We start from the raw sequence: 13,736 nt of genomic DNA, 5'->3' as shown, positions 1-13,736 counted from the left end.
ATGAATAAGGGAACTGAGATTTCCTGATAGGTTAACAGGCCGAGGTGCTAAGGGCACACGGTGGATGCCTTGGCGCCAGCAGGCGAAGAAGGGCGTGGTAAGCTGCGAAAAGCCCCGGCGAGGCGCAAACAGCTGAAGACCCGGGGATGCCCGAATGGGGAAACCCGGCAGGCAGAAAGCCTGTCATCCCGCGTTTTGCGGGAGGCGAGACCCCCCGAACTGAAACATCTCAGTAGGGGGAGGAAAGGAAATCAACCGAGACTCCCTGAGTAGCGGCGAGCGAAAGGGGACCAGCCCAAACCGGATGGGTGTTAAAGCCCGCAGGCGTTGCCCATCCGGGGTAGCGGGACGTACCTGGAGGAGGCTGCGGACTCCTCGGGGAGTTACAAAAGGCTTGGGTAGCCGAATGGTCCTGGAAAGGCCAGCCATAGAGGGTGAAAGCCCCGTAGGCGAAACTCAAGCCTCTCCCTGGGGTACGATCCCAAGTACCGCGGGACACGAGGAATCCTGCGGGAATCAGGGGGGACCACCCTCCAAGGCTAAGTACTCGCTGGCGACCGATAGCGCATAGTACCGTGAGGGAAAGGTGAAAAGAACCCCGGGTAGGGGAGTGAAATAGAACCTGAAACCGTGTGCCTACAAGCGGTCGGAGGGGATCTTTGATCCCTGACGGCGTACCTTTTGCGTAATGGGCCAGGGAGTTACTCTCAGCGGCGAGGCTAAGCCGAGAGGCGGAGCCGTAGGGAAACCGAGTCCGAATAGGGCGCATAGTCGCTGGGAGTAGACCCGAAACCGTACGATCTACCCATGGCCAGGGTGAAGTCCGGGTAACACCGGATGGAGGCCCGAACCCACCAGTGCTGAAAAACTGGGGGATGAGCTGTGGATAGGAGTGAAAAGCTAATCGAGTACGGAGATAGCTGGTTCTCCCCGAAATAGCTTTAAGGCTAGCCTCACGGAAGAGTCTGCTGGAGGTAGAGCTACTGGTGGGGCTAGGGCCCCGAAAGGGGTACCGACCCCCGCCAAACTCCGAATGCCGGCAGATGCTCCGTGGGAGTCAGACCGTGGGGGATAAGCTCCATGGTCGAGAGGGAAAGAGCCCAGACCGCCAGCTAAGGTCCCCAAGTGGTGGCTAAGTGGTAAAGGAAGTGTGCCCGCTAAGACAGCCAGGAGGTTGGCTTAGAGGCAGCCATCCTTTAAAGAGTGCGTAACAGCTCACTGGTCGAGCGGGCATGCGCCGAAAATGTAGCGGGGCTCAAGCCACCCACCGAAGCTGCGGGTTCACCACGATAGTGGTGAGCGGTAGGGGAGCGTTCCCTGTGGGCTGAAGGTAAGCCGTAAGGCTTGCTGGACTGCAGGGAAGTGAAAATCCTGGCATGAGTAGGCGATAAGGAAGGTGAGAAGCCTTCCCGCCGAAAGCCCAAGGTTTCCAGGGGAAGGCAAGTCCGCCCTGGGTTAGCCGGCCCCTAAGGCGAGGCCGAAAGGCGTAGCCGATGGGAAGCGGGTTAATATTCCCGCGCCACTCCGGTGGAGCGATGGGGGTGACGCAGGAGGATAGCCCGACCCGGGCGATGGTTGTCCCGGGCCAAGGTAGTAGGGGGAGGGTCTAGGCAAATCCGGACCCTCGCTAACCCCGAGAACTGATGGGGAGCCCTTTATAGGGCGAAGCGGGTGAATCCACACTGCCGAGAAAGAACCCCTAAGCTGTGAAGCCGGAGTGACCGTACCGCAAACCGACACAGGTGGGCGGGTGTAAAAGCACCAAGGCGTTCGGGGGAACCCTCCGTAAGGAACTCGGCAAAATGACCCCGTAACTGCGGGAGAAGGGGTGCCCTGGAAGGTGTAGGGTCTTGCACCCGAAGCTTTCTGGGGCCGCAGAGAATAGGCGGTGGCGACTGTTTACCAAAAACACAGGTCTCCGCAAACTCGTAAGAGGATGTATGGGGACTGCAACCTGCCCAGTGCCGGAAGGTTAAGGGGAGGGGTGCAAGCCCCGAACCGAAGCCCCGGTAAACGGCGGCCGTAACTATAACGGTCCTAAGGTAGCGAAATTCCTTGTCGGGTAAGTTCCGACCTGCATGAATGGTCCAACGACTGCCGCACTGTCTCGCGGAGGGTCCCGGCGAAATTGTAGTCTGGGTGAAGATGCCCAGTACCCGTGGCAGGACGGAAAGACCCCGTGAAGCTTTACTGCAGCCTGGCATTGTGTCTTGGCGGTGGCTGCGCAGGATAGGTGGGAGCCTGGGAAGTCCCCGCTCCGGCGGGGATGGAGGCGCCGGTGAGATACCACCCTGTCACCGCTGAGGCACTAACCTAGGGCACTGGATCGTGCTCGGGGACAGTGTCAGGTGGGCAGTTTGACTGGGGCGGTCGCCTCCTAAAAGGTAACGGAGGCGCCCAAAGGTCCCCTCAGCGCGGTCGGCAATCGCGCGTAGAGTGCAAGGGCATAAGGGGGCTTGACTGCGAGACCGACAGGTCGAGCAGGTGCGAAAGCAGGGCCTAGTGACCCGGCGGTTCTGAGTGGAAGGGCCGTCGATCAACGGATAAAAGCTACTCCGGGGATAACAGGCTGATCGGTCCCGAGAGCTCACATCGACGGACCGGTTTGGCACCTCGATGTCGGCTCGTCGCATCCTGGGGCTGAAGCAGGTCCCAAGGGTTGGGCTGTTCGCCCATTAAAGCGGCACGCGAGCTGGGTTCAGAACGTCGTGAGACAGTTCGGTCCCTATCCGCCACGGGCGCAGGAGGCTTGAGGGGAGCTGCTCCTAGTACGAGAGGACCGGAGTGGGGACACCTCTGGTGTACCAGCTGTTCCGCCAGGAGCATCGCTGGGTAGCCATGTGTCCACGGGATAACCGCTGAAGGCATCTAAGCGGGAAGCCCACCCCAAGATTAGGCCTCCCTTCCCCTCGTGGGAGTAAGGCCCCTGGGAGACTACCAGGTAGATAGGCCGCAGGTGGAAGCCCGGTAACGGGTGGAGCTGAGCGGTACTAATCGGCCGAGAGCCTCGGCCTTTAACCTACCAGGAATCTCAGTTCCCTTATTCATCTGTCAAGGATAGAAGTTGAATAAGGTAAGTTTTGATAATAGAAAGCCTGGTGCCCATAGCGGCGGGGAAACACCCGATCCCATTCCGAACTCGGAAGTTAAGCCCGCCAGCGCCGATGATACTGCCCTGGAGACGGGATGGGAAAGTAGGGCGGTGCCAGGCTTTTTTATTTTGTCTCCATAACTTTTACCTGGAGGTGAAAGATGGAACTCTGGGTAAGAGCCAATGGAGAAACTGTTAAACTTCAAGGTTCTCTAAAAGCTATCTGTGAATCCCTCCTTGAAAAGTTCAAAGAAAATCCTCAAATCCTTGCATTTAATGGAACAAAGAAAGAAAGAAGAAGATTTAAGAGAGAACTTAGATGTGCAGGTAGAGATCTTCTTAAAGCTGCTGAAAATTATCTTGACTGGTATAGAAGGTGCAGAAGGCTTTTTAACTAAAAATTTAGTGTTTAGCAAAAAGAAAGCCTCCTATAAGGAGGCTTTTATTTTTTTTATAGGAACTTTTTTTGTAAGCCCAAGCTTTGTTATATAATCCACTCTGCAAAGTTTCTGAATTTGAGGTAAGGGTATGGCTGTTTCTCAGATTGAGAGTGTAAGGAAAGAGTTCCTGGAAGGACTGGAAAAGGTTAATTCTATTGAGAAGCTGGAAAAGCTCAGAGTTGAATTTATAGGTAGAAAGGGAAAGGTTACAGAGCTTCTGAAATCCATTCCAAAGCTTCCTCCTGAGGAGAGGAAGGAGTTTGGAAAGGCGTGCAACGTTTTGAAGGGAGAGATTGAATTTCTGATAAAGGAAAAGCTGAGCTACTTTAAGGAGCTTGAAAAAAAGGAGAAGTTAGAGAAGGAAAGGATTGATGTCACTCTACCGGGGAGAAGAAGACCTCTTGGTTCTCTCCACGTAGTTACAAAGACTTTGAAGGAGATAGTAAATATCTTTACTTCAATGGGATTCTCTGTTGCTGAAGGTCCTGAGATTGAAACTGACTTCTATAACTTTGAAGCTCTGAACATTCCAAAAGGGCATCCTGCAAGGGAGATGCAGGATACTTTCTACATTTCAGAGGATGTTGTTCTTAGAACTCACACTTCTCCTGTTCAAGTCAGGGTAATGGAAAAGCATCACCCTCCAATTCAGATAGTTGCTCCCGGGAAGGTCTATAGAAAAGATGCAGATGTTACCCACACTCCTATGTTTCACCAGGTTGAAGGTTTGATGGTTGATGAAAAGGTAACTTTTGCAGATCTTAAGGGAGTTCTGGAGCTTTTCTTGAGAGAGATGTTTGGTTCAGATACAAAGGTACGTTTCAGACCGTCCTACTTCCCATTTACAGAGCCAAGTGCAGAGGTTGATATCGGTTGTGTGATATGTGGTGGTAAGGGATGTAAGGTCTGTAAAGGAACAGGATGGCTTGAAATCTTAGGATGTGGAATGGTTGATCCGGCAGTTTTCAAAGCAGTTGATATAAATCCCGATATCTATCAGGGATTTGCCTTTGGGATGGGAGTTGAGAGAATTACAATGCTCAAGTACGGTATTGATGATTTGAGATTCTTCTTTGAAAATGACTTGAGATTCTTAAGACAGTTCAGGGGTATGTAAGATGAAGATAACTTACAACTGGCTTAAAGAGTTCATTGATATAGATGATCTCTCTCCACAAGAAGTGGCAGATATCCTTACTGACGTTGGAATTGAGGTTGATTCTGTCAGATATGTTGCTGAAAATCTTGAGAAGGTTGTTACTGGAAAGATTGTTGAAATAACAAAGCATCCTAATGCAGATAAGCTAAAAATTTGTCAGGTTGACGTTGGAGATACTGTTTTACAGATAGTTACAGGGGCTGATAATGTTTTTGAAGGAGCTGTTATTCCTGTTGCCCTCCACGGTTCAAAACTGCCAATCGGAATAAAGATAAAGAAAAGCAAGCTTAGGGGTGTTGTTTCGAATGGAATGCTCTGTTCTGAGGAGGAGCTGGGACTGACAGATTCCTCTTCAGGGATAATGATTCTTCCTGATGATGTCGAGATTGGAAAAGACATTAAAGAGGTCCTCGGGCTTGACGATTGGATAATAGAGTACGAGATAACAACAAACAGACCTGACGCCCTCTCTGTCCTTGGAATTGCAAGAGAACTAAAGGCTGTTCTCAACAGACCTATCAAGCTTCCACAAGGCGATTTTGAGGAAGGAGATTTTGAGGCTAAGTATGAAGCTGCCCTTTCCGTTCTTGATGGTGGAGCCTGTCCAAGGTATGATGGATTCATCGTTAAAGGAATCAAGAACAGGTACTCTCCACTTTCCATACAGACAAGACTTTATCTTGTTGGCTTAAGACCAATAAATGCGGTTGTTGATGTTACCAACTATGTGATGTACGAACTTGGACAACCTCTTCATGCCTTTGACCTTGAAAAGCTTACCGGGAAAGAAATTGTTGTAAGAAGAGCTAAGGATGGTGAGGCCATAGTAACGCTTGATGGAGTTGAAAGGAAGCTTACAAAAGATGACCTCGTAATAGCGGATGCTGAAAAGCCTGTTGCAATTGCTGGAGTAATGGGTGGAGAGGAGAGCGGTACTTCTCTATCCACCGAAAATATCTTTCTTGAGTCTGCTCACTTTGATCCTATGACTATAAGGAAAACCTCTAAAAGGCTTGGTCTTTCAACTGATGCTTCCTACAGATTTGAAAGGGGAGCAGATATTGAAAGCACAGATTTTGCAGCAAAGAGAGCTCTTCATCTGATTCAGAAACTCTGTGGTGGAAAGGTTGCTAAAGGTAAGCTCTCTTTCTATCCAAAGCCTTATACTCCAAAAGTGATTGTCTATAACCCCGCAAGAGCTACCAGGATACTTGGAGTTGACATACCCCCAAGGAAATCCTTTGAAATCCTAAGCAATTTAGGATTTACTGTTAAAAAGGAACAGGACTATATCGTTGTTAAGGTTCCTTCATGGAGAAAGTACGATGTAACAAGGGAAATAGACCTGATTGAAGAGGTTGTCAGAATTTATGGAATGAAGAACGTTGTCAGCACTTATCCTTTAATGCATTCAGAGATTGAAAGAAACTTTAACTACGATAGATTGAATGAAGTCAGGGAGTTTTTGGCTTCCCTTGGCTTGAACGAAGCTATCAACTACAGCTTTATAGGTGAAAAACTTTATGGGTACTTTGGACTTTCGATTGAGAATCTCATCAAGATAGCAAATCCACTTTCTGAAGAGTGGGTCTATATGAGGGATAAGGTATTCCCAAGCCTTGTTCAGAATGCTGTTTTGAACATTAACAGGAATGAGAAGGACGTTCTTCTCTTTGAAGTTGCAAAGGTTTTTGAAAGTAGAGGAGAGAAGTTACCTGAAGAGCCTCTACACCTTGGAATTCTTTTAACAGGCAGGGTTTCAGAGGGGCTATTTGGAGAGAGAAAAGTTGACTTTTACGATTTGAAGGGAGTTGTTGAGAGTTTGTTTGAGTTTCTGAAGATAGAAGGAGAATTTGAGGCTGTTAATGACATAAGTTGCCTGCATCCAGGGCAGAGTGCAAAGGTTGTTGTGAAGGGAGAGGAAGTCGGATTTATAGGAAAGCTTCATCCTGATATCTTAGAAAAGCTTGACGTAAAACAGGACATATTTGTCGGAGAGCTCAACATAGGTAAGCTTTTAGAGTTTTCTAAGGATGAGAAGATTGCATTTAAACAAATTCCAAAGTTCCCACCTGTTACAAGGGATATTGCGGTTTTAGTTAGTGTAGATACTCCTGTTGGGGAGTTAGAGAAGATAATAAGAGGTTCTGCAAAATACCTTGAGAAGCTGAAACTCTTTGACGTTTACATGGGCAAAGGAATTCCTGAAGGGAAGAAGAGCGTTGCGTTCTCTCTTGTTTTTAGATCTCCTGAGAAGACCTTGTCAGATGAAGAAATAAATAAGATATTGAATGGTATAATAAAAGCGCTTGAAAAATCCGGAGCCACATTGAGGGCATAAGAGGAAGATTGTGAGCTTACCTGAGACTGTTGAAGTTGTAATATCGGGAAGGAAATTTAATATAAAGACGGACAAAGATCCTGAGTATGTCAAGCATCTCTCTCATAGACTTGAGACCATAGTTGAGAGGATCAGAGCAGGTAACAGCAGGGTTACTTTTGACAAAGCCCTTGTTGTTGCCTGTTTTTACATACTTGACGAAAATGAGTCACTGAAGAAACAGATTCAGGAGCTTGGTGAAGAGATAAAACGGCTTGAAGAAGGAGCCAAGCTTTTGATAAGTACAAAAAAGATAGCTCCTTGATCTTCCCTTATGCCCCTCTGTTAAGATGGGGTTAATAGTGTGCTGACAAAAGAACAGATAAGAGAAGAAATAAAGAAAAAGCGTCTTCTTCTGCCACCGGAAGAAGTAAAAACAAAGAGCGAGAAGGTTATAGAAAGACTTCGAGAAATTATTCCTCCTGAAGCACAAACCTTTATGTTTTACGCTCCTTTTAAAAAAGAGGTAGATCTTTTGCCTTTTGCTGAGGAGCTTCTCTCTTCAGGAAAGCAGATTATTTTCCCAAAAGTTTCTGGTAAGGATATTCTTCCTATAGGGGTTTTCTCTTTGAAGGAGCTCTGTTCCGGATACTGTTCTATCTTAGAACCCCCTTTGGATTATTCAAGAGTTGTGAGAACGATCGATATTGTTTTTGTTCCAGGAATTGCCTTTGACCTTTCCTGTTTTCGAATAGGCTATGGTGGTGGATTTTACGATCGGTTTCTTGCAAAACACGAAGTTGGCACTAAAATTGGTATTTGCTTCGATTTTCAGATTGTTGAGAAGATACCACACGATCCTTTTGATATTCCTGTGGATGTGGTGGTTTCAGAAAAAAGAGAGATAAGGAGGAGTAAATGGAGCTAATACTTGTTGCAATACTGGCAATTTTTACAGGACTTACCGTTGGTTACGTTGTCGGTATGAAGAGAAGTCATGTAGAGAGTGAAAAGATAGAGAAAAAGATAAAAGAAGAAGCTAAGGAGGAGGCACAAAAGCTCCTTGATAAGGCAAAGGAAGAAGCTAATGAGCTAAGGACAAAAGCTGAAAAACTCCTGAGAGAGTCTCAAGAGAAGTTTGAAGAGATGAAGAGAGAGGCTTTCCTCAAAGCAAAAGAGGAGATTCTCAAGGAGAAAGAGAAGTTAGAAGAGGAACTGAGAGAGAAGAGGAGAGAGCTTTCTGAACTGGAAAAGAGACTCCTAAGGAGAGAGGAATATCTGGATAAGAGAGAATCAACTCTTGATAAGAGAGAAGATAACCTTGATAGAAGAGCTGAATTCCTTGATAAGCTGGAGAAAGAGCTGGAGGAAAAGAAAGCAGAAGTTGAAAAGCTGGAAGCAGAGCTACTTGAGAAAGACATGAAGGTGACACAGCTAATAGAGGAAGAGCTCGAAAAACTTGAAGCAATTTCAGGTATGAGTCGTGAAGAGGCTCAGGAAGAGCTAATGAGGAGAATGGAAGAGGAGATCAAGAAAGATCTTGCTATTCGCTACAAGAAGCTTGAAGAGGAGTTTGAACAGACAGTTGAGAGAAAAGCTAAGAAGATTCTTGCAACTACAATTCAGAGGCTTGCAACAGAACAGGTTGCAGAAACGACAGTTGCTGTTGTTGACCTTCCGAACAACGAGATGAAAGGAAGGATTATTGGTAGAGAGGGAAGGAATATCAGAGCTTTTGAGCTTGCAACGGGAGTTGACCTGATTATTGATGATACTCCGGAAGCTGTAACGATTTCCTCTTTTGATCCTGTGAGGAGAGAGATTGCAAGAATTGCACTTGAAAGACTGGTTGCAGATGGAAGGATCCATCCAGCAAGGATTGAAGAGGTTGTTGAAAAGGTAAGACAGGAGATTGATCAGGAAATAATCAACGCTGCTGAGGAAACCCTCTTTGAGATTGGAATAGACAACGTTCATCCAGAACTCAAGAGACTCCTTGGAAAGCTCAAGTTTAGGACAAGCTACGGACAGAACGTTCTTCAGCACGTTAAAGAGGTTGCCTACCTTGCTGGAATGATGGCAGCAGAGATTGGAGCAGATGTTCAGCTTGCCAAACGGGCAGGACTGTTCCATGATATTGGAAAGGCTGTTACTCATGAAATTGAAGGTTCTCACGCTCTCATTGGGGCTGACATTCTCAAAAAGTACGGTGAGCCAGAAGCAGTGATAAATGCTGCTGCCGCCCACCATGGAGAGGCTGAGTTTACAACCATTGAATCTGTTCTTGCTGCGGTTGGGGATGCCTTGAGTGCTGCAAGACCGGGAGCAAGAAGGGAAAGCATTGAGGCTTACATAAAGAGAATCGAAAAGCTTGAAAGCATTGCTGAGTCCTTCCCCGGTGTTATGAAGGCATTTGCAATTCAGGCTGGTAGAGAAGTCAGGATAATGGTTGAACCAGATAGAATTACAGATGAAGAGGCAGCATTCCTCGCCCATAAGATATCCAAGAAAATCGAGGAAGAGGTTCAGTATCCCGGTCAGATAAAGATTACTGTGATAAGGGAAACAAGAGCTGTGGATTATGCGAAGTAGGAAATAGTTTGAGGCAGGATATAGAACAATGTCAAACGATAAAAAGTTTCTTGTTATAGGAACAGCAGGGCATATAGACCACGGGAAAACGACTCTTATAAAGGCGTTAACGGGAATAGATACTGACCGCTGGGAGGAAGAGAAGAAGAGAGGGATGACCATAGACCTCGGATTTGCAAATCTTCAGCTTCCCGGCGGGGTTCTGGCTGGTATTGTTGATGTTCCTGGCCATGAGAAGTTTATAAAGAACATGCTTGCTGGAGCTCATGGCATAGACCTTGTTCTCTTTGTTATTGCAGCAGATGAAGGGATTATGCCTCAGACGAAAGAGCACTTGACAGTTTGTCAGATGCTGGGAACGAAAAGGGGAATAGTTGTCCTTACTAAAAAGGATCTGGTTGATGAGGAGTGGCTGGAGCTTGTCAAAGAAGAGATCAAAGAGTTCCTAAAGGGAAGTTTCTTAGAAAATTCTCCAATTATTCCTGTTTCTGCAAAGAGTGGAGAGGGTATAGATGAGCTGATTGCTGAGATTGATAGGCTTTCTCGGGAGATAGAGTCAAAAAGTGCAAAAGGCATTTTAAGGTTACCTGTTGATAGATCTTTCACAATCAAAGGCTTTGGAACTGTCATAACGGGAACACTTCTCAGTGGAAAGACTCGCGTTGGTGACACAGTTGAGATTCTTCCTGCCGGTAAGGTGGTGAAGATCAGGAGTATTCAGGTTCACGGTAAAAATGTTGATGAGGCTTTTGCAGGGCAGAGGACGGCGCTTAACCTTTCAGATGTTTCAAAAGAAGAGGTTAAAAGGGGAGACCTTATAGCAACTCATGGTTATTTAAGACCTTCGGATAAAGTTGATGTTGAGCTAACCCTGTCTAAGGATGCTGATTTGATAGTTCAATCGGGACATAAGGTTCATTTCCACCATCTAACCAAAGAGGTTGAGGGAGAGGTATATCTCATTGATAAAGATGAGCTCCTACCCGGTGAAAAGTGTTTTGCTCAGATAAGATTGAAGGAGGAAGTTGTACCTGTATTTGAAGATAGATTTGTTATCCGAAATTACTCGCCAGCAAGGGTTATAGGAGGAGGTAAGATTTTAAATCCTCTTCCTGAAAGAAAGTTTAGGAGAAGATTTAGAGACCTATGGCTTGAAGATCTAAAGGTTCTTTCTGGAAATGATAAAAAAGCTGTCTTTGTTCACTATGTTGAAAAGTTTCCAGGAAGGTTTTCAGAAAAAGACTTTGTTCAGTTGATTAATCTTTCTCCTGAAGAGGTCAGACAGTTAGTTGAAGAAATGATACAGGAAGGGAAAATTCTTTCCTTTAGCGGAAAGCTTTATCCGTCAGGATATGTGGATGAGCTGAAAGCGAAAGTTCTATCAACTGTTAAAAACTATCATAAAGAATATCCGATTTCTGAAGGAATAAACAAAGAATCTCTAAGAACAAGGTTGAATGTTATCCCGGAGCTTTTGGCACAGGTTCTAAAAGAATTGATCGAGTCGGAAAAGCTTGTAGAATCTGGTGGAGTTGTAAGGATTTCTGGATTTACTCCAAAAGCGGAAGGAACCCGATTTGAAGGACTGGTTAGGAATGTAGAGGAGTTAATTGCTTCTTCAGGATTTACTCCACCAGAAATTAGGGAGCTCTCATCTCTCCTTTCAGTTCCTGAGGAGGATGTAAACCTCGTTGTTAATTACCTTATGAACAGAAGAGGTTATGAAAAGTTAGGAAACTTTATCTACCATCCAGACACTATGAAAAGAATTAGAGAAATTCTCAGGAAACACTTTGATAAGAAAGAAACTTTAACAGTTGGAGAATTTAAAGATTACTTAGGGATTTCGAGAAAGTTTGCCATTCCACTTTTAGAGTACTTCGACAGCACGGGAGAGCTTATCAGAAAGGACAACGAAAGGATTAGGGGGAATCTGAAGTAGATGGGAGATATTTTTCTAAACGTTATCCTGCCTCTTTATCTCCTTATACTCTCTGGTTTCTTTATCGGTAAGTTAAAACCAGATCTCAAAACAGACACAATTTCGTTTGTTGTTCTCTATCTCTTCGCTCCTGCTCTTATCTTTTCTTCTTTTCGAAAGGTTAACGTTTCACTAAAGGACTTTTCCTGTATATCATTTACTGCACTTGGAGTTTTTGTTGGTGTTTTTCTGCTCTCTCTTCTTGTAGAGATATTCATTTTGAAGAAAAAGAATGAGGCTTTTGAGATCTCTTCTACTGTAATGAATGCCGGTTACCTTGGTATTCCTCTGATTTACCTCATGTTTGGAGATGAAGGGATTCCTTTTGCCGTAACCTACATGGTTGTTATGGCGGTTCTTCACTTTACTCTGGGGATAGTTGTTCTTCAGCGGGAGAATTTAAAAGAAGGACTATTATCAGTTCTGAAAATTCCTCTCATCTATGCAGTTGTTCTCGCTTTCTTTACAAAAGGGATTTCAATTCCAGAAGGAATTGAGAAGATTCTCAAGCTTACTGGAGATGCTACTCTTCCCCTCATGCTGGTTTCAATAGGAATAAGTCTTTCAAGAATAAAACCCTCTGAGATTGAGATCAGCGTCCTGGGAACTGTTGTGAGATTTGCTGGGGGAACACTCACTGCTTTTCTCTTTGCCTCAATTCTCAACTGTCCACCTCTTTTGAAAAAGATATTGGTAGTTCAATCTTCTCTACCCTCAGCCATCCTTAATTATGTTCTCTGCGAAAGATTTAACCGCTCTCCAGAGATAGCAGCGTCAATTATCTTTGTTTCGACACTTCTTTTCCCAGTTTATCTTCTAATTCTGAAAAGCTTCATTTGATTTTCTGAGCGGAACAAGGAATTTCTGCAAAGACTTTTCCTTTTTTGTTTAAAACACAGAAAAGTTCGGTATTCGGTACTGGTATAATTAGGCTGAATTTCTAAAAGGAGGAATCATGAAGATCGGAACTCCACTTGCCCACAATGCTACTAAGATACTTCTCCTTGGAAGCGGGGAGCTTGGAAAGGAATTTGCTATTGAGGCTTTGAGGCTTGGAATTGAAATCATTGCTGTTGACAGTTATCAGTTTGCTCCCGCTCAGCAGGTTGCTCAAAAGTTTTACGTTATCGATATGAAGGATGGTAAGCAGATAAAGAACATTGTTTACAGGGAAAAACCAGATTTCATTGTTCCAGAGATAGAAGCAATAGATACAGATATTCTTGTGGAGTTAGAGGAGGAAGGATTCAACGTTGTCCCTTCTGCTAAAGCTGTGAAGTACACTATGGATAGAATTGGAATCAGAAGACTTGCAGCTGAAGAGCTCGGTTTAAGGACTTCAGCTTACCGTTTTGCTTCGGATATTGAAACCTACAGGAGAGCTGTAAAGGAAATCGGTCTTCCTGTTGTTGTAAAACCTGTTATGAGTTCATCTGGAAAAGGACAGAGCATAGTTAGAAGTGAGGAAGAGGTAGATAGGGCTTTCTACTTTGCTCAGGAGAATGCAAGAGGTAAAGGAAACGCTGTTATTATTGAAGAGTTTATAGATTTTGATTTTGAAATTACGCTCCTTACTGTCAGGACGAAGCATCAGGGAACTCTTTTCTGCGAGCCAATTGGACACATTCAGGTTGAAGGGGATTACCACGAGAGCTGGCAACCTCAGCCAATGACAGAAGTTGCTCTTCAAAGAGCAAAAGAGATGGCTAAGGCTGTTACAGATGCTCTTGGAGGGTATGGAATTTTCGGATGTGAGTTCTTTGTGAAAGGAGATGAGGTCTGGTTCAGCGAGGTATCGCCGCGTCCCCACGATACCGGAATGGTAACAATGATAAGTCAGAATATGAGTGAATTTGAAATTCACTTGAGAGCAATCCTTGGACTTCCGATGGAAATCAAGCTCCTATCACCTGGAGCATCTTACTGCTTCCATGCTAAGGATTATGGTGTTGCTCCTCTTTACGATGGACTTGTTGAAGCACTTTCCATCCCTGATACTAAGGTAAGAATCTTTGGAAAGCCTACAACAAGACCAAAGAGGAGAATGGGAGTAGCTTTAGCTGTTGCTGATACTCTTGAAGAGGCAAGAAGAAGGGCAAAAGAAGCAGCAATGAAGATGAAGGTTATTGAGTAATCCGAGTTCTGCCCGTAAG

The 13,736-nt window shown here is 45.2% G+C and carries 9 protein-coding genes and 2 rRNA genes; all 11 read left to right on the top strand.

Annotated elements, in window-relative coordinates; translation table 11 throughout:
- Positions 1-37 precede the first annotated feature (37 nt).
- The 11 genes from ACYQ3A_RS10455 to purT all read left to right on the top strand — a co-directional run bounded on the left by ACYQ3A_RS10455 (position 38) and on the right by purT (position 13,717).
- Positions 38-3,015 (top strand): 23S ribosomal RNA (locus ACYQ3A_RS10455).
- Between the two features lie 79 nt (positions 3,016-3,094).
- Positions 3,095-3,211, top strand: a 5S ribosomal RNA gene (rrf, locus tag ACYQ3A_RS10450).
- A gap of 41 nt (positions 3,212-3,252) precedes the next feature.
- Positions 3,253-3,489, top strand: a complete 237-nt coding sequence (locus ACYQ3A_RS10445) for a hypothetical protein (RefSeq protein WP_459897259.1) — start codon at positions 3,253-3,255, stop codon at positions 3,487-3,489.
- Positions 3,490-3,619: 130 nt separating this feature from the next.
- Positions 3,620-4,648: a phenylalanine--tRNA ligase subunit alpha gene (gene pheS / locus ACYQ3A_RS10440; RefSeq protein ID WP_459897258.1), complete on the top strand. Its 1,029-nt coding sequence runs from the start codon at positions 3,620-3,622 to the stop codon at positions 4,646-4,648.
- Position 4,649: 1 nt separating this feature from the next.
- Positions 4,650-7,031, top strand: coding sequence for a phenylalanine--tRNA ligase subunit beta (pheT, locus tag ACYQ3A_RS10435; protein ID WP_459897256.1), 2,382 nt, complete (start codon positions 4,650-4,652; stop codon positions 7,029-7,031).
- Positions 7,032-7,041: 10 nt separating this feature from the next.
- Positions 7,042-7,335, top strand: coding sequence for a cell division protein ZapA (zapA, locus tag ACYQ3A_RS10430; RefSeq protein ID WP_459897255.1), 294 nt, complete (start codon positions 7,042-7,044; stop codon positions 7,333-7,335).
- Between the two features lie 39 nt (positions 7,336-7,374).
- Positions 7,375-7,938, top strand: coding sequence for a 5-formyltetrahydrofolate cyclo-ligase (locus ACYQ3A_RS10425; protein ID WP_459897254.1), 564 nt, complete (start codon positions 7,375-7,377; stop codon positions 7,936-7,938).
- Positions 7,929-9,602, top strand: coding sequence for a ribonuclease Y (rny, locus tag ACYQ3A_RS10420; RefSeq protein ID WP_459897253.1), 1,674 nt, complete (start codon positions 7,929-7,931; stop codon positions 9,600-9,602). The genes ACYQ3A_RS10425 and rny overlap by 10 nt, the downstream gene beginning before the upstream one ends.
- Positions 9,603-9,630: 28 nt before the next feature.
- Positions 9,631-11,544, top strand: a complete 1,914-nt coding sequence (selB, locus tag ACYQ3A_RS10415; RefSeq protein WP_459897252.1) for a selenocysteine-specific translation elongation factor — start codon at positions 9,631-9,633, stop codon at positions 11,542-11,544.
- A complete protein-coding gene (locus tag ACYQ3A_RS10410; protein WP_459897251.1) occupies positions 11,545-12,423 on the top strand; it encodes an AEC family transporter in 879 nt (292 codons plus the stop codon).
- Positions 12,424-12,538: 115 nt separating this feature from the next.
- Positions 12,539-13,717 carry a formate-dependent phosphoribosylglycinamide formyltransferase gene (gene purT, locus ACYQ3A_RS10405; protein WP_459897249.1) on the top strand — a complete coding sequence of 393 codons (1,179 nt, stop codon included), beginning with the start codon at positions 12,539-12,541 and terminating at the stop codon, positions 13,715-13,717.
- The last annotated feature ends 19 nt before the right edge of the window (positions 13,718-13,736 follow it).

The organism is Desulfurobacterium crinifex (genome assembly GCF_054656775.1).
Note: the sequence above shows the minus strand (reverse complement) of the source record. Positions and strands in the feature narration are given on the sequence as shown.